This is a genomic window from Sphingomonas sp. 22R3R2A-7 (assembly GCF_036856055.1).
Taxonomy (GTDB): domain Bacteria; phylum Pseudomonadota; class Alphaproteobacteria; order Sphingomonadales; family Sphingomonadaceae; genus Sphingomonas.
Window position 1 is genome coordinate 2,891,885 of sequence record NZ_JASPFR010000001.1, and the last position, 19,334, is coordinate 2,911,218.

The 19,334-nt window shown below is 67.1% G+C and carries 14 protein-coding genes; 2 read left to right on the top strand and 12 right to left on the bottom strand.

What is annotated here, in order from left to right:
- The first annotated feature begins 139 nt into the window (after positions 1–139).
- The gene (locus tag QP165_RS13825) at positions 140–2,404 is read left to right on the top strand and encodes a GAF domain-containing hybrid sensor histidine kinase/response regulator (RefSeq protein WP_333996079.1); all 2,265 of its coding nucleotides are present in this window, start codon (positions 140–142) and stop codon (positions 2,402–2,404) included.
- A 21-nt stretch (positions 2,405–2,425) separates the two neighbouring features.
- Here QP165_RS13825 and QP165_RS20090 read toward each other — a convergent pair whose 3' ends face one another.
- Together QP165_RS20090 and QP165_RS13835 are read right to left on the bottom strand one after the other, a co-directional pair.
- Positions 2,426–3,469: a methyl-accepting chemotaxis protein gene (locus QP165_RS20090; RefSeq protein WP_443019301.1), complete on the bottom strand. Its 1,044-nt coding sequence runs from the start codon at positions 3,467–3,469 to the stop codon at positions 2,426–2,428.
- Positions 3,470–3,603: 134 nt separating this feature from the next.
- Positions 3,604–4,092, bottom strand: coding sequence for a DUF882 domain-containing protein (locus QP165_RS13835; protein ID WP_056020406.1), 489 nt, complete (start codon positions 4,090–4,092; stop codon positions 3,604–3,606).
- A 401-nt stretch (positions 4,093–4,493) separates the two neighbouring features.
- Here QP165_RS13835 and QP165_RS13840 point away from each other — a divergent pair, with 401 nt between their 5' ends.
- The gene (locus tag QP165_RS13840; protein WP_333996080.1) at positions 4,494–5,780 is read left to right on the top strand and encodes a L,D-transpeptidase family protein; all 1,287 of its coding nucleotides are present in this window, start codon (positions 4,494–4,496) and stop codon (positions 5,778–5,780) included.
- 75 nt (positions 5,781–5,855) lie between these two features.
- Here the strand turns inward: QP165_RS13840 and QP165_RS13845 are convergent, their stop codons facing one another.
- The 10 genes from QP165_RS13845 to QP165_RS13890 form a co-directional block, all read right to left on the bottom strand.
- Positions 5,856–7,736 (bottom strand): ribonucleoside-diphosphate reductase subunit alpha, encoded by a 1,881-nt coding sequence (locus QP165_RS13845; RefSeq protein ID WP_443019302.1) that lies wholly within the window; start codon positions 7,734–7,736, stop codon positions 5,856–5,858.
- Between the two features lie 472 nt (positions 7,737–8,208).
- Complete coding sequence (locus QP165_RS13850; RefSeq protein ID WP_333996082.1) at positions 8,209–10,863, bottom strand: putative bifunctional diguanylate cyclase/phosphodiesterase; 2,655 nt, start codon at positions 10,861–10,863, stop codon at positions 8,209–8,211.
- Between the two features lie 101 nt (positions 10,864–10,964).
- On the bottom strand, positions 10,965–11,963 hold the full coding sequence (locus QP165_RS13855; RefSeq protein ID WP_333996083.1) for an inorganic phosphate transporter: 999 nt from the start codon (positions 11,961–11,963) through the stop codon (positions 10,965–10,967).
- A gap of 165 nt (positions 11,964–12,128) precedes the next feature.
- On the bottom strand, positions 12,129–13,247 hold the full coding sequence (locus QP165_RS13860; protein WP_056020419.1) for a DUF47 family protein: 1,119 nt from the start codon (positions 13,245–13,247) through the stop codon (positions 12,129–12,131).
- A 100-nt stretch (positions 13,248–13,347) separates the two neighbouring features.
- Complete coding sequence (locus tag QP165_RS13865) at positions 13,348–13,971, bottom strand: glutathione S-transferase (RefSeq protein WP_333996084.1); 624 nt, start codon at positions 13,969–13,971, stop codon at positions 13,348–13,350.
- 95 nt (positions 13,972–14,066) lie between these two features.
- Positions 14,067–16,235 carry a TonB-dependent receptor gene (locus QP165_RS13870; RefSeq protein ID WP_333996085.1) on the bottom strand — a complete coding sequence of 723 codons (2,169 nt, stop codon included), beginning with the start codon at positions 16,233–16,235 and terminating at the stop codon, positions 14,067–14,069.
- A 176-nt stretch (positions 16,236–16,411) separates the two neighbouring features.
- Positions 16,412–16,780, bottom strand: coding sequence for a hypothetical protein (locus QP165_RS13875; protein WP_333996086.1), 369 nt, complete (start codon positions 16,778–16,780; stop codon positions 16,412–16,414).
- Complete coding sequence (locus QP165_RS13880) at positions 16,780–17,193, bottom strand: hypothetical protein (protein WP_056020428.1); 414 nt, start codon at positions 17,191–17,193, stop codon at positions 16,780–16,782. The genes QP165_RS13875 and QP165_RS13880 overlap by 1 nt, the downstream gene beginning before the upstream one ends.
- A gap of 73 nt (positions 17,194–17,266) precedes the next feature.
- The gene (gloB, locus tag QP165_RS13885; protein ID WP_333996087.1) at positions 17,267–17,995 is read right to left on the bottom strand and encodes a hydroxyacylglutathione hydrolase; all 729 of its coding nucleotides are present in this window, start codon (positions 17,993–17,995) and stop codon (positions 17,267–17,269) included.
- Positions 17,996–18,127: 132 nt separating this feature from the next.
- A complete protein-coding gene (locus tag QP165_RS13890) occupies positions 18,128–19,282 on the bottom strand; it encodes an acyl-CoA dehydrogenase family protein (RefSeq protein WP_333996088.1) in 1,155 nt (384 codons plus the stop codon).
- Between the last annotated feature and the right edge of the window lie 52 nt (positions 19,283–19,334).

Consider the following 19,334-nt stretch of genomic DNA (forward strand, 5'->3'; position numbering starts at 1 on the left):
CGCATCGGATCATTGATCGACGTCAAGGCGCTGGGCTATCTGGCGTCGCAAGACCGCGGTGGCGGAAGTGCGTGTGGCAGTAGCCGGGGGGATCGTTCGTTCCGCCTGTCCGTTCGCTGTCGGTCGAAACGGGATGATGGTGGACACGGTGTTTGAGCGGACGGCGTTTTTGGGAGAGGCGGGACCGCTTGCCGTGCTGATCGGCGCGCGGGACTGGTCCGCGACGTCGCTGGGGCCGATCGAATCCTGGCCGCAGCACCTGAAAACCGCGGTGTCGATCATCCTTCGGGCGCCGGTACCGATGGCGCTGTTATGGGGTGATGACGGCGTTCTGCTCTACAATGAGCGATATGCCGACATCGCGCAGGACAAGCATCCGGCGATCCTCGGCATGCCCGTGCGCGCGGCATGGCCCGAGGCGCACGCGTTCAATGACCATGTCGTGCGGGCCTGCATGGCGGGCGAGACGCTGAGCTATGCGCGGCAGGAAATGACGCTGTACCGGAACGGGCAGCCCGGGCTCGTCTATCTCGATCTCAATTATTCGCCCGTGCTCGACGGCAGCGGCATGCCGGCGGGGGCGCTGGCGGTGGTGGTCGAGACGACCGACGCGGTGCTGGCCGAGCGCAGCCTGCGCTGGGAGACGCATACGCTCGAGACGCTCAACGTCACGGGGGCGGCGCTCGCGGCCGAGCTCGAGCTGGAGCCGCTGATCCAGATGGTGACCGATGCCGGGGTCAAGCTGACGGGCGCGCAGTTCGGCGCGTATTTCCACAATCTGATGGACGAGACCGGCGAGCGGCTGCACCTGTTCACGCTGGCGGGGGCGGAGCGGTCCGCGTTCGAGGCGCTGGGTCGTCCGCGTGCGACCGCGGTGTTCGGCCCCACCTTTCGCAACGAGGGCGTGATCCGGTCGGACGATATCCGCGCCGATCCGCGTTACGGGCAGAGCGCGCCGCATTACGGGATGCCGCCGGGCCATCTGCCCGTGCGCAGCTATCTGTCCGTCCCCGTCACGTCGCGGTCGGGGATCGTGCTGGGCGGGCTGTTGTTCGGCCATTCCGAGGTCGCGCGGTTCAATGAACGCCACGAGCGGCTGCTTGTCGGCGTTGCGGCGCAGGCGGCGATCGCGATCGACAATGCCCGGCTTTTCAAGGCGGTGCAGGACGTCAACGATACGCTCGAACAGCGCGTCATCGAGCGTACGGTCGAGCTGACCGAGGCGCACGAGGCGCTGCGTCAGGCACAGAAGATGGAGACGCTCGGCCAGCTGACCGGGGGGATCGCGCATGACTTCAACAATCTGCTGACGGTGATCCGCGGCTCGGCGGACCTGCTGAAGCGCCCCGATTTGAGCGAGGATCGCCGCAACCGCTATGTCGCGGCGATCGCCGACACCGCGGACCGCGCCGCCAAGCTGACGAACCAGCTGCTCGCCTTTGCGCGGCGATCGTCGCTGACGCCCGAGATCCTCGACGTCGGCGCCGTGGTGCGCGGGATGACCGACATGCTGTCGACGCTGTCGGGGTCGTTCATCGCGATCGAGATCGCGCTGGCCGAGACCCCCTGTTTCGCCAACGCCGATGCGAGCCAGCTCGAGACCGCGATCGTCAATCTGGCCGTCAATGCGCGCGATGCGATGGCCGGTCGCGGCGCGCTGACGATCCGCGTCGACCGCGCCGACGCGATCCCCGCGGTGCGCGGGCACGAGGTCCGGGTCGGCGACTTCGTGACGATCGCGGTCAGCGATACCGGCAGCGGGATCGACCCGGCGCATATCGACCATATCTTCGAGCCGTTCTTTACGTCGAAGGCGATCGGCCACGGCACCGGCCTCGGGCTTTCGCAGGTGTTCGGATTCGTCAAGCAATCCGGCGGCGAAGTGATCGTCGAGAGCCTGCCGGGCGCGGGCGCGACGTTCGTCCTCTACCTGCCACGGCAGCCGATCGGCCTGCCCGAGACATTGCGCGGTTCGTTGCCCGCGCCCGAGGCAGGCGGGCCGATCCGCGTTCTGGTCGTCGAGGACAATCCCGATGTCGGGCGCTTCGCGATCTCGGCGCTGTCCGATCTGGGGCATGACGTCGTCTTTGCGGGGCATGCCGAGGAGGCGCTGCAGCTCCTCGCGGCGGCGATGCCCCCCATCGAGGTGGTCTTCTCCGACGTGATGATGCCCGGCATGAACGGCGTCGAGCTCGGCCGGCATATCCGGCGGCATTTTCCCGCAGCGCGCGTCCTGCTGACGAGCGGGTATAGCGACGTGATTTCGAAGGAGGGCGCGCATGGCTTTGCGCTGTTGCGCAAACCCTATTCGATGGCCGAACTCGCCGAGGCGCTGCGCGGGATCACCGGGACAGGGATCGATGGCAGTCATCCGGCCGCCGCCGCTGGCGAATGGCCAGCCTGACGATCGTCCGGATCGCGGTCGCTATCGGCGGCGTTGCGCCAGGCTCGCCGCGATCGCCTGCTCGGTCGCGACATGTTCCTCGATGATGCAGCACAGCGTGAGATCGGCGATGGCCCGGTCTGATACGGACTCAACCCGCGCCTGTGCGATGTTGAGGCCGTCCGACGCCTTGACGGTCGTGGCCGTCGCCTTCGTCGCATGCGGATGCGAAGCCTGCCACACATAGCTGCCCGTCGTGGCGACGACCTTGCCCGCATGATCGACGATCGAGGCGACCGCGTTGGTCGCGGTCCGGTTGACGACGTTCATGATCGCGCCCGCCTGACCCTCGAAATCGAACTCGAGGTAGCACACGCCGATCGTCGTGCCCTCCGCGCGGACCGGCGCGACGTAGATCAGGACGTGGCGATCGTTCGACCAGGGATTCCGCCAGACCGCATCGGTCATCCATTCGACCGTGGCGGGCGCCGCCATCGCGCGCTTGAACTGCGCGTAGCCGTTGAAATTGACCTCGCGCACCGCGGCGTTGTCGTGCGCGCAGACCGCGACCTCGCCATCCGCGTTCACCGCGAACGCGTTCAGAAAATAGGGAGAACAGCCGAGCAGCGCGCGAAGCCGGTCGAGCGCGCGCGTCTCGATCCGCGCCGCGCCGCGATCGACGAGCAATGCCTCGACGATCGAGTAATCGGTCGCGAGCATGCGGATATCGATCGAGCGATCGTAGAGCGTGCGCGCCAGCGTGTCCGCGATCGATTGCGCCAGATCGGCGAGACGCCCGCCCTCCATGTCGCGGGCGAGGTCGTCGGCGAGCTCTGCGCCGTGTTCGAGGTGACCGAGCACGTCATCGCGGAATGTCGCGGCAGCCGAGCGCGCGGCGCCGGCGAGCGATTTCACCTCCTGCGCGACCACCGAGAAACCGCGTCCGGCGTTACCCGCGCGCGCCGCCTCGATCGTGGCATTGAGCGCGAGCAGGTTGGTGCGGTCCGCAATGTCTTCGGCCTGTTTGGCGTGGGACGAAACCTCTGCGCTGAGCGCGTTGAGCAAGGAACGTATACGACGCGGCATGGACGGCTTTCGTAAGAAGTCTGCCGCCGTTACCGTATGTTATCGGGTCCATCTAGGTCCGATGTGGGGCTTTTCCGGCAATTCTGCCGATCCGGCTATCGGGGGGCAGCGACCGCCGGCGCGCGCGCTCGGTCTCAGCTCCAGTGCCGCACCGCGCCCGTGTCGACATGGACGAACCCGTCACGCGGGTAATAGCCGACGCCGCCGCCATGCAGCGACATGGCCGCGCTGCGCAGCCGGTCGAGCCGGATCCCGGGGATCGCGATGTCGGTCGCCTTGCCGAGCATGTGCTGGCTCTTGCTCGCGACGCCGTGCGATCGGGCATGAAGCGCCCCGTTCGTCTTGGGACTGCGATAGGCGGAGACGAGGCGCAACGGCTTGTGCGGCGCGACGTCGAGGCGATCGCGCACCTGGACAAGCAGATCGAGAAGCTTCGGGTCCATGGTCCGCGTCGCGCCAGTGCGCCAGTCGCGCATCGCATGATTGAGTTCGGCAAGCCCATCGGCGCGGTAGCGGCCATTGGCGAAGAAACAGGCGTCGTACCGCTCGCCCGTGTTGGCGTTGACGAAGGCGAGCCGGCGTTCGGGAGTCCGGGCGGATACGCGTTCCGACAGCGCGGCCATTGCAAGCGCGGCAGTTCCGCCGCTGATCAGGCCACGGCGCGTAAGAAGAGTGTGAGACAAATCATAATTCCGGTGAATGGCAGAGCCCGGGCTTACACCATGATGTCGTAAAAGTTTCCTTTAGACACAGTCGCTTGTCGCAGCGGACCAACCATCTGCCCGATTGCGTGTCGATGATGGTCGCAGGGGAGGGCGCGCCGCGTCGGGAGCCGACTGCGCAGCGGTGCGTTTTCCGGACAGGTCTTGGGAGTATGTCATGCGTTCATCGTGGGGAAAATCACTCATGCTCGGGCTGCTGCTGTCCGCATGCAGCGTGGAGATCGGGTCGGACCAAGAACGCGACCGCCAACGCGGGAGAGGCGGCGGCGCCTGCACGCTGGAGCGATTCGACCGCGGGGCAGTTGCGCAAGGCGATCGATGCGCGCGGCATCCACGCGCTTGATCATGTGGATTTCGGCGCACCGGCGAAGGACGATGCGGCGCTGACCGCGCAGGCGTTGCGCTTTGCAGCCGCGCTTGGGCGCGGCGCGACCGACCCGACCAAATTATACGAGGTCTATACGGTCCCGCGGCCGGCGCCCGATATCAAGGCGGGGCTCGCGGCGGCGCTGCGCGCGGGCGACCTGACGGCGTGGCTCGAAGGTCTTGCCCCGCAGGATGCGAACTACCGGAAATTGTCCGTCGCGTACCGCAAGCTCCAGCGGCAGCCGGATGCGCCGGCGGCGGCGATCGTCACCACCGGCGAGGCGATCGAGCCAGGCGGGACCGATCCGCGGATACCGTCGATCGCGCGCGAACTCGTGATCCTCGAATATCTCGACGCCGGGCTGGCGCAGGGCGACCGCTACACCCCAGACATGGTTGCGGCGGTCCGTCGGATGCAGGCGGACTATGCGATGAAGCCCGACGGGATCATCGGCAGCGAGGCGCTGGCGATCCTCAACATGTCCGACGTCGACCGGTCACGGGCGATCGCCGTCGCGATGGAGCGGCTTCGCTGGCTCGAGCGCACGCCGCCGGCGACGCGCATCGACGTCAACCTCGCCGCGGCACGGCTGACCTATTGGCGGGATGGCAAGATCGTCGACAGTCGCAAGGTCATCGTCGGTGAACCCGACACCGAGACCCCGCAGCTGGGGTCGCCGATCTTCCGCCTGGTGGCCAACCCGACCTGGACGGTCCCGCGGTCGATCCAGAAGAAGGAGATTGCCGGCAAGGGGGCGGGCTATCTGAGGGCGAACAACATGGTCTGGAAGGATGGCTGGATCGTGCAGCAGCCGGGCCCGAAGAACTCGCTCGGCCTGGTCAAGTTCGACATGCAGAACGACCACGCCATCTACCTGCACGACACCCCCGCAAAGCCGATCTTCGCGATGGTGCAGCGGCAGCGCAGTCACGGCTGCGTCCGGGTCGAGGACGCGCTGGGGTTCGCCGAGATGCTCGCGACCGATGCCGGCCTGCTCGACCAGTGGCACGCCGCGCGCGCCACGGGGAAGGAGACGTTCGTGAAGCTGCCGCGGCAGATCCCGGTCCGGATGCTCTACCAGACGGTATTGTTCGACGATGCGGGCGAACCGATCGTCCGCAACGACCCCTATGGCTGGGACGACCGCGTCGGCGCGGCACTGGGGTTCAAGGCGGGCCGGGCGCTCCGGGTCGAGAGCGGCGCCGTCGACGTCGGGCCCTGACCTGACCGGAGGGCGTGAGGACAGGACGGCTCGAACCCGATCGAGCCGTCCTCCGCGATCACCCCGTGCGCGCCGTCACTGGCAGGCGAGGCACTCGTCATAATCCTTCGATTCCACGTCGATCTGACGCAGGTCGATGGTGTTGTCGGTCTCGACTCCCCCTGCGAACCCGGCGCGCTGCACCGACTTCGAGCGCAGGTAGTAGAGCGACTTGATGCCAAGCTCCCAGGCGCGGAAGTGAAGCATGAGCAGGTCCCACTTTTCCACATCCGCCGGGATGAAGAGGTTCAGCGACTGCGCCTGGTCGATATACGGCGTGCGATCCGCGGCGAGTTCGAGCAGCCAGCGCTGATCGATCTCGAACGACGTCTTGTAGCAGTCCTTTTCCTCGACCGAGAGGAAGTCGAGATGCTGGACCGAACCGCCCTGTTCGAGGATCGAGTTCCACACCGCGTCCGAGTTCTTCGACTTCTCGGCGAGCATCTTCTCGAGGTACGGGTTCTTGATCGAGAAGCTGCCCGACAGCGTCTTGTGCGTGTAGATGTTCGCGGGGATCGGCTCGATGCACGCCGACGTGCCGCCGCAGATGATGCTGATCGACGCGGTCGGCGCGATCGCCATCTTGCAGCTGAACCGCTCCATCGCGCCGGTATCGGCGGCATCGGGGCAGGGGCCGCGCTCGATCGCGAGCTGCATCGAGGCTTCGTTCGCCTGGCTGCTGATGTGCTTGAACATCCGCAGGTTCCAAGACTTGGCCATCGCACCCTCGAACGGGATGCCACGTGCCTGGAGGAAGCTGTGGAAGCCCATCACGCCGAGGCCGACCGAACGCTCGCGGCCCGCCGAATAGGCGGCGCGTTCCATGCCGGGCTCGTGGCGGTCGATATAGTCCTGCAGCACGTTGTCGAGGAAGCGCATGACGTCCTCGATCAGGCCCTTCTCGTCCTTCCACTGATCCCAGGTCTCGAGGTTCATCGACGACAGGCAGCACACCGCGGTGCGGTCGTTGCCGAGATGGTCCTTGCCGGTCGGCAGCGTGATCTCGCTGCACAGGTTCGAGGTCGAGACCTTGAGCCCGAGCTCGCGGTGATGCTTTGGCATCGCCTTGTTCACGTGATCGGCGAACACGATGTACGGCTCGCCGGTCTGGAGACGCGTCTCGACGAGCTTCTGGAACAGCGAGCGCGCGTCGACGGTGGCGCGGATTGCCTGGTCCTTCGGCGACCGCAGATGCCATTCCTCGCCGTTGCGCACCGCCTCCATGAAGTCGTCGGTGACGAGCACGCCGTGGTGCAGGTTGAGCGCCTTGCGGTTGAAATCGCCCGAGGGTTTGCGGATTTCGAGGAATTCCTCGATCTCGGGATGCGAGACGTCGAGATACACCGCGGCCGAGCCGCGGCGCAGCGACCCCTGCGAGATGGCGAGCGTCAGCGAATCCATGACGCGGACGAACGGGATGATGCCGCTGGTCTTGCCGTTCAGGCCGACCGGCTCGCCGATGCCGCGGACGTTGCCCCAATAGGTGCCGATGCCGCCGCCGCGCGAGGCGAGCCAGACATTCTCGTTCCAGGTGTCGACGATGCCGCCGAGGCTGTCGGGGACCGAGTTGAGATAGCAGGAGATCGGCAGGCCGCGACCGGTGCCGCCGTTCGAGAGAACGGGGGTGGCGGGCATGAACCAGAGCTTCGAGATCGCGTCGTACAGCCGCTGCGCGTGGCCGGCGTCATCGGCGTACGCGGACGCGACGCGGACGAACAGGTCCTGATAGCTCTCGCCCGGGAGCAGATAGCGATCCTTCAGCGTGTCCTTGCCGAACTCGGTCAGCAGCGCGTCGCGGCTGTGATCGACCTCGACCGGGTAGATCTGCGCGCGCACCGAATGGCTGTCCTGCGCCTGGCGCGGCGCCTTGGCGGCTGCGGGCGTTTCGGTGGTCTGTTCGATCGTGTCGGTCGTCATGTCGCTATCCCGGCTGCTGTCTCTGAAATCCAAAGGACCGCTCCTAATGTTCTGTTTTCGTTCGAATCGGGAGCAAGCCCCATGCTATCACCGCGCGGCCCGGGAGGAGAACAAAATATGATCATGCATGCTGCGTAAAGCAGCGGATCGATCACCGCGGCGGCTTTGGCAGCGCCGCGTCGTTCTACCAGAGATGGGGCCTGTCCGTCGTTCTAGCCCCAACAGATTGTGCCAAAGCGCCGCGTCATGCAAGCGGGTCTGGCGCGCGATGGCTTTGTTTCGACGATCGCCGCCGGGCTGACCGGCGGATCGCCGGCCGCGACGCGTGGACTTGAGCCGGTTTCGCGATACGCAAGGATTTAAGTGAGCGCGCTAAAAAATTTCGTCGCAAATCTGGTGGTGGTATCCGCCTACCGCTGCCCGCTCACCTCCGGCGTCAGCGGACCCGGCGGCGCTGACGCAGCAAAACGCGTCAGCCCGTGCGGCGCAGGCCGCGCGACGCGGGGGCGGGCCGAGATGTTCGAGGTCGATCGGGTGATCGAACGCGATTCCCGCCTTGCCGTCGCGCGCCCAGCAGATGCGCGCACCGACACGCTGGTTCTCCACCAGCTCGATCGCGAGCATGATACCGACGGCGTCGCCGCGAGATCGAGAGGCCGTCGATCATCGCGCCGCTCGTCGAGATGTCACGGATGCGGATGTCGGCGGTGGCGCCGTCGATCGTGACCCGTGCGGACCGGAGCATCCGGACGCGCGGCGCGCGGCTGGTCTTGAACCCTGCGGCGGTCGCGACGCCCGCATCGACGCCGAGCTGGAGAAGCACCTCCTCGGCGGGCACCGGGCGGCCATAGACATAGCCCTGGATATGGCTGCACCCCAGGTCGCGGACGAGCTCGATCTCGTCCTGCAACTCGACGCCTTCCGCGGTCGTCTCCATGCCGAGCGTGTCGGCGAGCATGACGATCGCCTTGATGATCGCCGCGTTGCGGTTGCCAGGCTCGGCGGCGCCCTTCACGAACGACTGGTCGATCTTGATCTTGTCGAACGGCGCGGTGCGCAAGTAGCCGAGCGAGGAATAGCCGGTACCGAAGTCGTCGAGCGCAAGGCGGACGCCGATGCCTTTGAGCGCCTTGAACATCTGGTCGGACGAGGCGGTCTCGTCGAGGAACACGCCTTCGGTGATCTCGAGCTCGAGCCGGTTCGCGGACAGGCCAGATTGCGCGAGCGCGCTGGTGACGAGCGAGGGCAGCGCGGGATTGGCGAACTGGATCGGCGAGACGTTGACCGCGACGCGGACATCGGCGGGCCACCGCGCCGCGGCGGCGCACGCGGTGCGCAGGACCCAGGTGCCGATCGCCTCGATCAACCCGCATTCCTCGGCGATCGGGATGAAATCGGCGGGTGACACCATGCCGCGAGTCGGATGCTTCCAGCGGATCAGCGCCTCATAGCCGACGATCCGCGTCGTGTTCGTGCTGACCACCGGCTGATAGCAGAGGTGGAACGACCCCTCCGACACTGCCGCACGCAGATCATCCTCGAGCTGTTTGCGCGACTTGGCACCCGCGAGCATCTCGTCCGAATAGAAGCGGTGGACGCCGCGGCCATCCGCCTTTGCGGCGTAGAGCGCGAGGTCAGCGTTGCGGACGAGCGTCTCCGAATCGCGACCATGTTGCGGCGTGAGCGCGATGCCGATCGAGCAGCCGATCGAGACCGACGCGCCGCTGATGAAATAGGGTTGCGAGATCGCGTCGATCAGCTCGCGCGAGAGCGTGCCCAACGTGTCGCGGTCGTCGATACCGGGGACAACGAGCTGGAACTCGTCGCCGCCCAGACGCCCGACGAGCCCGGTATCGCCGACCACGCGCTGCAGCCGCTGCGCGACCTGCTTCAACAGCAGGTCGCCGGCCTGGTGCCCGAGCGTGTCGTTGACGGCCTTGAACCGGTCGAGGTCCATGAGGAACAGCGCGGTCGGACGATAGGGGCCAGCCTTTTGCGCGAGCGTCTTGTCGAGCGACAGCCGCATCCGCTGGCGGTTGGCGAGCCCGGTCAAGCCGTCGAACAACGCCAGCCGGTTGATCTCCGCCTCTGCCCGGCGTTGCTCGGTCAGATCGGAGCCCGAGCCGATGAACCCCTGGAAACGGCCGATCTCGTCGATGACCGGACGGCCCGAGATCGACCACCAGCGCTCGGCCGACGAGTCGCACGCGGCGCACACCGAATAGTCCGAGAAGGAGGTGCGCGACGAGATATGGAATGCCAGCGTCCGCTCGGTGCCCGGCTGGTCGCTGTCCATCCGGAATATGTCGGTCAGCAGGCTGCCGACGACCGCGGTCGCGGCCGGTTCCCCGCCCTCCTGCGCGTCGTCGGCGGCGCAGGCGGTCAGCGCGTCGGCGACCTTGGCGGACATATAGGTGATGCGGCCGCGCCGGTCGGCTTCCCACAGCCAGCCTGCGCCCTGTTCCTCGAACTCCGCCATGAGCTTCATCGCGCGGCGGCCCTCGCTGGCGTCGTCCGCCTGATCGAGCGCGGCGTGATAATCGACCCGCGCCATCCGGTGCGCCGCGAAGACCAGCGCGGCAAAGGCGAGAACCGCCATCGCGAACGCGACGTCGGGGCCGGACACGATCCCGAGCAGCACCACCAGACCGGCGCCGAAGCCCAGCGATGCGGCACGGACGGGCTGGATCGTGATCGCGGTGATGATCAGCGCGGCGATCACGGTAACGAAACTCGCGAGCTCCCATCGTCCGGGGGGCAGATCCGTGGTCACCCACAACAACGCGGCGAGCGCCGCGGTGAGCCCTGCGATGCACACCGCCAGCACGGCATGACGCCGGTGGATCGGCCATCGCTGCAGCAGCGGCGCGCGCAGCAGTGCGAGGATCGCGAGCGACAACAATGCGACCAGCGCGACGTTCACCACGGTCGCGACGACCAGCCCCGGCAGGCTGACGAACACGACGCCGAGTATGAACGCGCATGCGGTCAGATGCGCGAGCGCGGCGACCGGCCACACGGTCGCCGACAACAGGAGCCGGGCATGCTGCGCGGCACTGATCTGTTCGTGATCGTTCTCGTTCAGGCCGAACAGGGTGGTGATCGAGGCCTGGGGGTGATCACGCACAGGGAGAGGGGAAATCGCCAGGACATGATGCCGTATAGCGCGCGAGGCGTTGCACAATTGCTTATCGATCATGCTTAACGGACCGGCCTCGCCGCCAGGAATCAGGTGAACAGCCCCGTCAGCCAATAGGTCCCGGCGCCGATCGCGGCGGCGGCCGGCAACGTCACGGTCCACGCGACGATGATGTTGCTGGCGACGTTCCAGCGCACCGCGGACAGCCTGCGCGCGGCGCCGACGCCGACGATCGCGCCGGTGATCGTGTGCGTTGACGACACCGGCACGCCCCAGAAGGTCGCCGCGAACAGCGTGATCGCGCCGCCGGTCTCCGCGCAGAAGCCCTGCGCGGGCGTCAGCCGGGTGATCTTCGACCCCATGGTGTGGACGATCCGCCAGCCGCCCGACAGCGTGCCAAGCGCCATCGCCGCCTGGCAGGACAGCACGACCCAGAAGGGCACGTGGAACTCGCCGCCAAGCAGCCCCTGTGAATAGAGCAGCACCGCGATGATCCCCATCGTCTTCTGCGCGTCGTTGCCGCCATGCCCGAGCGAGTAGAGCGCGGCGGAGATCAGCTGGAGCTTGCGGAACCGCTTGTCGACGCCGAGCGGGGTGAGCCGGAGGCTGGTCCAGGCGACGAGCAGGACGAGCAGCAGCGCGAGCAGCAGTCCGACCGCGGGCGAGACGAAGATCGCGCTGACGGTCTTGATCACGCCGCTCCAGACGATCGCGCCGAAGCCGATCTTTGCGACGCCCGCACCAAGCAATCCGCCGATCAGCGCGTGGCTGCTGCTCGAGGGGATGCCGAGCACCCAGGTGATGACGTTCCACGCGATCGCGCCGATCAGCGCCGCGAAGATCACCTGCGCGTCGATCACCTGCGCATGGACGATACCGGTGCCGACGGTCTGCGCGACGTGGAGGCCGAAGACGGCGAACGCGATGAAGTTGAAGAACGCCGCCCAGAGCACGGCGTATTGCGGTTTGAGCACGCGCGTCGAGACGACCGTCGCGATCGAGTTCGCGGCGTCGTGCAGTCCGTTGAGGAAGTCGAACAGCAGCGCGATCCCGATCAGCCCGATCAGGACGGGAAGCGAGAGGATCATGCGGTGATGCCTGTCGGTGCCAAACTACCACCCCGGCGCAGGCCGGGGCCCAAAAGCGAAGGCCGCGGTAACGGTGCGCAGTCCGCAGGTATTGCCGTCCCCCAATTGGGCCCCGGCCTTCGCCGGAGGGGCGCTTTCGGGGAGGTCTCGGGCCGAAACGACGCTTCACGCATGGTCGATGACGAGCCCCTGGATCTCGTTGGCGACGTCCTCGAACCGGTCGACGATCTTTTCGAGGCTCGAATAGATTTCGCGGCCGATGATGAACGCCATCGGGTCGGCGTGACTCTTCGATGCGGCGAACAGCGCGCGCAGCCCGGTGTCGTGGATGTCGTCGGCATGACCCTCGATCTGGATCAGCCGCGCGGTGAGGTCGTGCAGCCGGCCGGCGTTGCTGCCGAGCGAGCGCAGCAGCGGGATCGCCTCCGCGGTGATTCGCGCGGCCTCGACGATGATGCCCGCCATGTCGCGCATTTCGGGTGCAAAGTCGGTCACTTCGTAGAGCGCGATCGCGTTGGCGGTGCCGTTCATCTGGTCGATCGCATCGTCCATCACGCCGATCAGATCGGTGATCGCGCTGCGGTCGAACGGCGTGACGAACACGCGGCGGACGTCCTGCAGGACCTCGCGCGTGATGTCGTCGGCCTCATGCTCGCGGCGGACGATCTCGGCGATCTGGCCCTCGATCGAGCCCTCGCCGTGGAGCAGCCGTGCGAGCGCATCCGCGCCGGCGACAAGCGTCGCGGCATGCGCGTCGAACAGTTCGAAGAACCGTCCCTGCTTGGGCATGAGTGCCTGGAACCAGCCCAGCATTGGAAATCGCCTCCTCATTCGCGTCCGGAGCACCGGCATGACGCGTTGTTCGAACGCCACCGGAATCGGTGGCTCGCGGAATCCTCTGATCAGAGCCTTCAGCTCTGGTTCGTCGACCGCGGCGGCGGCCTTATCAGGCGGAAACCACCGTGTCTCGCGCTGATCCCGCTCGGGCCATTCGCCGACCTGCTCGACGAATTGCAGCGGATACACGGTGACGATCGTCGGCCGCAGCCGCCCCGTGCGACGACGCTTGTCATAGACGAAATCGCCGACGGGCGTGGGACAGGGGATACCGCGTATGCCCGCTTCCTCGAAGGCTTCCTGCGCCGCGGCCTCGTGCGAGGTGAGGCCGGTGATCGGATTACCCTTGGGAATCACCCAGCGCCGCGTCTCGCGCGAGGTGATGAGCAGGATCTCGGCGCGTCCGTCGACGGTGATCCGATAAGGGAGTGCAGCGATCTGGCGGATCGTCGGGGTCCTCGTGACGGGGGAATTGGATCGTTTCGCATGCGCGGGCGACGAGCGCCAGCCTTTCGGTTTCGGGGGCAGCGCCTCTGTAAGGTACGGATCAGGCGGGAAAAGCCATGGGTGCGGCGTGCGGAGCCCAGGGTTCGAACTTCGGCATGATCGCCGCGAAGACGGGGCTCGCCAGATACCTGTCCCGCCAATCGCGCAGCGCGGGCAGCGGCAGCGCGTCGAAATAGCCGGGATCGGTCGCGGCGAACTGCCGCACGAACGGTGCGATCGCCATGTCGGCGAGCGCGAACCACGGCGTGACGAGGTGGCCATTTGCCTGGAGACGCGTGTCGAGCGCTGCGAGGATGTCGGTGGCGACGGCGCGGTGCGCGAGCCTGTCCGACCCGTGACGCTCGGGATATTTGTAGCGGTCGAGATGGTGTTTGAAGACGCCGTCGTTGATCGCGATCAGCGCCTGGTCGTCGCCATCGAGCCAGCGCTGCGGATCGGCAACGCCCAGCGCCCAGCGCATGATGTCGAGGCTCTGGTCAACGACGCGTCCACCGGGCAGGACGAGGACGGGCACGGTGCCCTTGGCGGAGGCGGCAAGCAGCGCGGCGGGCTTGGCACGCAGCACGACCTCGCGGAGCTCGACCTGCACGCCGCTCGCCACCACCGCGCTGCGCGCGCGCATCGCATAGGGGCAGCGGCGGAAGCTGTAGAGGATCGGGCGCATCGATCGCGCTATACGATCGGTGCGGGCCGCCAGCTACCCCGTGCGCCCGAGCGTGGTGGGTCGCGAGGAAGACACCCCCCCGCGACCGGACGTCTTCAGAGTCCGAAGCGCAGCGTCGCGCGGATGTCGCGGCCGGCGAGCGGGGCGAAGTCCTTGAGGAAGCTCGCATGGCGGCGCGCCTCGCCATCGAACAGGTTGTTCGCGCTGACCAGGATCGAGGTCTTGCTGTCCTTGCCGAACGGGCTGAACCCGATCGTCGCGTTGACCATCGTATAGTCGCGCGTCGTGGTCTCGAATGCGGCGATGCGGTCCTGTTCGAAGACGTGCTCGACCTCGAGCCGGCCGTTGACGCGGTCGCCCTGCGCCTCGATCCCGCCGAGCACGCGCATCGGCGGGATGCGGGGCACGGGGCCGTTGTCGACGATCGTCGCGCGGACATAATCGCCGAGCAGGTCGGCGTTGATCAGATAGCCACCGATCTGGGCGACGCGGACCGACGCGTTGGCCTCGAATCCGTAATAGCGTGCATCGGCCTGCTGATACTGGAAGCAGGGCAGATCGACCTCGCGGCCCGACGGATCTGCGGCAAGCTGGCAGATGTCCTGCGCGACCTGGTTTTCCGAGATATAGTTCGAGAACCAGTTGTAATAGGCCGACGCGTCGAAGCTGAAGCCGTCGCCATGCGCGTGGAGCGTGCCTTCGAGACCCCAGCTCTTTTCGAGCCGGAAGTCGGGGCTGCCGAATTCATATGCCTGCGTCCCGGCATGCCCGCCATTGGCGAACAGTTCCTCCGCGGACGGTGCGCGTTCGGTGCGCGAGACGTTCACGCCGACCCGCACCGCGTCGGTCACGCCATAGGATCCGCCGAGCGACCCCGACACCGCGTCGAAGCTGCGCGTCCCGCGGAAGAAGCGGAGATCGTTGAGCGGCGTCTTGGCGTCGAGCGCGGTGTGCTCGTAGCGCAGCCCGCCTTCCGCGCGGAACGCGCCGGCGCTGTACTGCTGGAGCGTGAAGAGGCCGGTCTGGTTGGTCTCGTTGCGCGGGAGGAACGCCTCGTCGCCGTTCACGTCGAACAGGCGGTTGAAATATTGCACGCCCGACGCGCCCTGCCAGCCGCCACGATTGGCCTGGACGAGTTCGATGCGACCCTCGGTGCCGTTGTTGAAGAAGGCGGTGCCGACTCCGCCATCGGGCTCGAGCTCGAAGTGGCGATAGGTCGCGTGGCCCGCGCGGACCCGGATCCTGTCGAGAAACCCGCCGCCGGTGTTGATCTCGCCGCGCAGATCGAACCGGTTCTGGACGACGTCGAGCCGGGGCGCCTCCTGCTCCTGACCGACTTCGGTCGCGTAGCGGATAGGGACGCCGTAGAGGCTGTCGTAATGGCTGTACGAGATGCCGAGATTGCCCGTGTCGGTGATGACCGAGGCGCCGACGCCCGCGGTCCAGGTCTCCGACTGCGTGTTGGGAAGCTTGCCGCGGAGCGATGCCGACCGGGCGAAATCGATCGGCTCGTCGGTGTCCTGCGGCAGGCCGACCTGGCTGCGTGCGGCGGCGCGCGCCTCGGGCGACAGGATGTTGCCGCCGGTGCGCAGGTTGCCCGACTTCAGATACGAGCCGTCGGCATGGAGGACGAGATGCTCGCCGACCGCGACGTCACCCGCGCCGCCGCCCGAGCGTTCGTTGGCGGCCGATCCGTAGCTGGCGATGCCGTTCACGCGGTAGCCGTTCTCGGGCACGGTGCGCGGAATGCGCGTGTCGATGACGTTGACAACGCCGCCGACCGCGGACGATCCGAACAGAAGGGCGGAGGGACCGCGCAGCACTTCGATCCGCTCGGCGAGCAGCGGGTCGATGATCACCGCGTGATCGACCGAGGTGTTCGAGACGTCGATCGAGCCGATCCCGTCGGTCAGCACGCGAATCCGCTCGCCCTGGAAGCCGCGCAGGATCGGGCGCGACGCGCTCGGACCGAACGAGGTCGCGGAGACGCCCGGCTGGCGCGCAAGCGTCTCGCCGATCGTCGGGCGCAGGTTGCGCGTCAGTTCGGCGCCGGACAGGATCGAGGTGCCCTGCAGGACGTCGGTCTCGCTCTGCCGGACCGGGGCGGTGACGATGATCTCGCCGCGGCTCGCCTGTGCCGCTGGGGCGACGGGCTTCGGCGCGGGCCTGGCGGCGGGCGTTTCCAGCGTCTGCGCGGTCGCGGTGGGTGATGCGGCGAGCGCGGTGGCGATCGCCAGTGCGCTGATCCCGAAAACAGTCTTCATCGATACGCTCCTACAACCCGGAGCCGTCGTTTAGCCTCGATGATGTATCATATCAAAGATGTTGTTCGCGGGTGCGGCATTAGGTGCGTCGCTGTGGCAATGTTGCAACATATCATTGGAAGGCGGCGAGTTGCGCGAGTGACAGGGCCTGCCGCCTGTCATCCGTTCGGCCGCGCCTAGGGACGGTCGGGTTTGTCATAGGGCGTGAAATTCCCGAACCGGCAATAGCTCGAGGGGATCGTCATGCCGTAGGAGAGGAGGCGGAAGCGGTCGTTGCGGCAGAGCTGTCCGCCATAGACGTCGACGATGATGGTCGCGGGCGGGCGCAGCGCCTCGCAGGACCCGATCGGCACGGCGCGCCAGACGCGCTTGCCCGACTGGCGGTAGAGTATCGTCTTGTCGTCGAGGATCGTCGGCCCCTGGACGCGGGCGAGATCGATGCACGCGACGGGTGGCCCCGCGATCCGGCCGGCGAGCGGATCGTCGCGCGACGCAACAAGCGCGATGCCGGTCGCCAGCAGCGCTGCGATACGCCGGCTGCGCATCAGCGCTTCCGATAGGGGACGAACTCCCCGAAGCTGCAGCTTCCCGTCATGAAGCGGCTGGCGGTGTCGATCGTCGTGGCGATGTCGCCGCGACAGGTCTGCCCCGTGGGGGTGCGCGTGATCAGGATGTTGCGGTCGAGATCCGCGCAGCCACCGGTCGTGTCGGTCCGGTAGATGAGCGAGTTGCTCACCCGGTAGAGCAGCGTCGGGCCGTAGCTGCTCACCTGCGGGTTGCCGAACTGCGGCATGCAGCTGGTGGGCTTGCCCGGGGTCAGCCCGGCGAGCCTGGCGTCGAGCTTCTGTTGTTCCGTCTTGAGCCGCTGGTCGATCGCGAGCTGTTCGCGCGGGGTCGGCGTGCACGCCGCCGCCACCGTCAGGACTGAGAGGGACAGGATCCGGCCGAGGTTGCGCATGCGATGCTCCTTCGTCCCCCATATAAGGGCGCACCCGCGGAATAGCTTGCCCTGCGGCGTTTGCCCTACCGCATCAACCCTTGAACGCGTCTTTGGCTGCGCGATAGTCGCCGAGCTGCGCGGCGGATGTCGCCCGGAGGAACGGGTTGGTCGCCTTTTCGAGTGCGATCGTCGTCGGGACGGTCGCCTCGCCGCGTGCGCGCGCGGCATCGACGTCGATCATGCGACGCGCGATCGCGGCATTGTCGGGCTCTGCGACCAGCGCGTAGCGGCCGTTCGACTGCGTGTATTCATGCCCACAGAAGACCGCGGTCTCGTCGGGCAGCGCGGCATAACGCTGCATGTTGGCGAACATGTCGGCGGGCGTGCCTTCGAACAGGCGGCCACAGCCCATCGCGAACAGCGTGTCCCCGGTGAAGATCACCGCGTCGTCGGCGAAGTGGAAGGCGATGTGGCCCTGCGTGTGTCCCGGCACGGTCATCACCCGCGCGACATGCGCGCCGAGCGAAACGCTGTCGCCTTCGCCGACCCGGACGTCGAGCGTCGGGATCTTCGTGGCCTCTGCGCCGGGCCCGGTGATGGTCGCGCCCTGCGCCTTGATCGCGGCGTTGCCGCCGGTGTGATCGGGGTGCCAGTGCGTGGTCCACACATGGTCGATCCGCCAGCCCCGATCGGCCGCCGCCGCGAGCACGGGGCCTGCCTCGCCAGGGTCGATGGCGACCGTCTCGCCGCTCTCGGTGTCGTGAACGAGCCACGCGTAATTGTCGCTGAGGACGGGGACGCGGACGATGTCGAGGGGCATGTGGGGGCTTTCGAAGGCGATTGCGCTATCCGGCATATGGGGGTGGCGGTGCGGCGCGGGCAAGGTTGCGGGCAGGGGCGCTCCGATACGTCCCGGATGCGTGGCCCGGCATGGCGCGTCGACGGCGTGGCGCTACAGCTTGCGGCCGATCACTTCCTTCATGATCTCGCTGGTTCCGCCATAGATCCGGCTGACGCGCGCCGCGCGCCAGCTCCGGGCAATCGGATATTCGTTCATATATCCAGCGCCGCCATGGAGTTGAAGGCACTGGTCCATCACCTCCCACTGCAGTTCGCTGTGCCACAATTTGGCAGCGGCCCCCTCCTCGTTGGTGAGCGCCCCCTTCAGGTGCCGCGCGATCGCCCAGTCGAGATGCGCCCAGCCGACCTGCAGCTTCGCCTTCAGTCCCGCGAGCACGAAGCGGGTGTTCTGGAAATCGAAGACGACGCCGGCAAACGCCTTGCGATCCTTGGTGAAGGCGACGGTCTCGTCGAACGCCTTTTGCGCCGACGCCTGGACGCTGATCGCGATCGACAGGCGTTCCTGCGGCAACTGGCTCATCAGATACGTAAAGCCCTTGCCCTCCTCGCCGAGGCAATGCGTGATCGGCACGCGGACGTCGTCGAAGAACAGTTCGGAGGTGTCGGCTGCCTCCTGACCGATCTTGTCGAGGTTCCGGCCCTTGCGGAACCCCGCGCGGTCGCTCTCGACCAGGATGATCGACATGCCCTTCCACGCGGGGATCGCATCGGGATCGGTCTTGGCGACGACCAGCGTCAGGTCGGTATTCTGGCCGTTGGTGATGTAGGTCTTCGTGCCGTTGAGGACGTAATGGTTGCCGTCCTTCCGCGCGGTGGTGCGGATCGCCTGCAGGTCGCTGCCGGTGCCGGGCTCGGTCATCGCGATCGCGGTGATGACCTCGCCCGAGACCATCCGGGGCAGCCACTGCGCCTTTTGCTCGTCGGAGCCATAATGCTCGAGATAGCCGACGACGATATCGGATTGCAGCGAGAAGCCGGCGGGGACGCCTGCATAGGCCATCTCCTCGTCGACCACCGCATTGTAGCCGAAATCGAGCCCGGGCCCGCCATAGCGTTCCGCCACGCTCGGGCAGAGCATGCCGATCGCGCCCGCCTTGCGCCAGAAGTCGCGCGGGACGAGCCGGTCGGCCTCCCACGCGGCGACATGCGGCACGCCTTCGCGTTCGAGGAAGCTGCGCACCGTCCGGCGGAACGCCTCATGATCGTCGTTATACGCGAATCGGCCAGCGAGCGTGTCGAGCGTCATGGCAATCCTCTCGATCGTCCGGCGTGTGTCCGCCGTTTGCCGAAGCGTGCTG

Coding starts and splice junctions, on each gene's coding strand:
- QP165_RS13870 (WP_333996085.1), bottom strand. CDS start 16,235: ATGAAGACTGTTTTCGGGATCAGCGCACTGGCGATCGCCACCGCGCTC.
- QP165_RS13855 (WP_333996083.1), bottom strand. CDS start 11,963: ATGATCCTCTCGCTTCCCGTCCTGATCGGGCTGATCGGGATCGCGCTG.
- QP165_RS13875 (WP_333996086.1), bottom strand. CDS start 16,780: ATGCGCAGCCGGCGTATCGCAGCGCTGCTGGCGACCGGCATCGCGCTT.
- QP165_RS13880 (WP_056020428.1), bottom strand. CDS start 17,193: ATGCGCAACCTCGGCCGGATCCTGTCCCTCTCAGTCCTGACGGTGGCG.
- QP165_RS13835 (WP_056020406.1), bottom strand. CDS start 4,092: ATGGCCGCGCTGTCGGAACGCGTATCCGCCCGGACTCCCGAACGCCGG.
- QP165_RS13865 (WP_333996084.1), bottom strand. CDS start 13,971: ATGCGCCCGATCCTCTACAGCTTCCGCCGCTGCCCCTATGCGATGCGC.
- gloB (WP_333996087.1), bottom strand. CDS start 17,995: ATGCCCCTCGACATCGTCCGCGTCCCCGTCCTCAGCGACAATTACGCG.
- QP165_RS13890 (WP_333996088.1), bottom strand. CDS start 19,282: ATGACGCTCGACACGCTCGCTGGCCGATTCGCGTATAACGACGATCAT.
- QP165_RS13845 (WP_443019302.1), bottom strand. CDS start 7,736: ATGACGACCGACACGATCGAACAGACCACCGAAACGCCCGCAGCCGCC.
- QP165_RS20090 (WP_443019301.1), bottom strand. CDS start 3,469: ATGCCGCGTCGTATACGTTCCTTGCTCAACGCGCTCAGCGCAGAGGTT.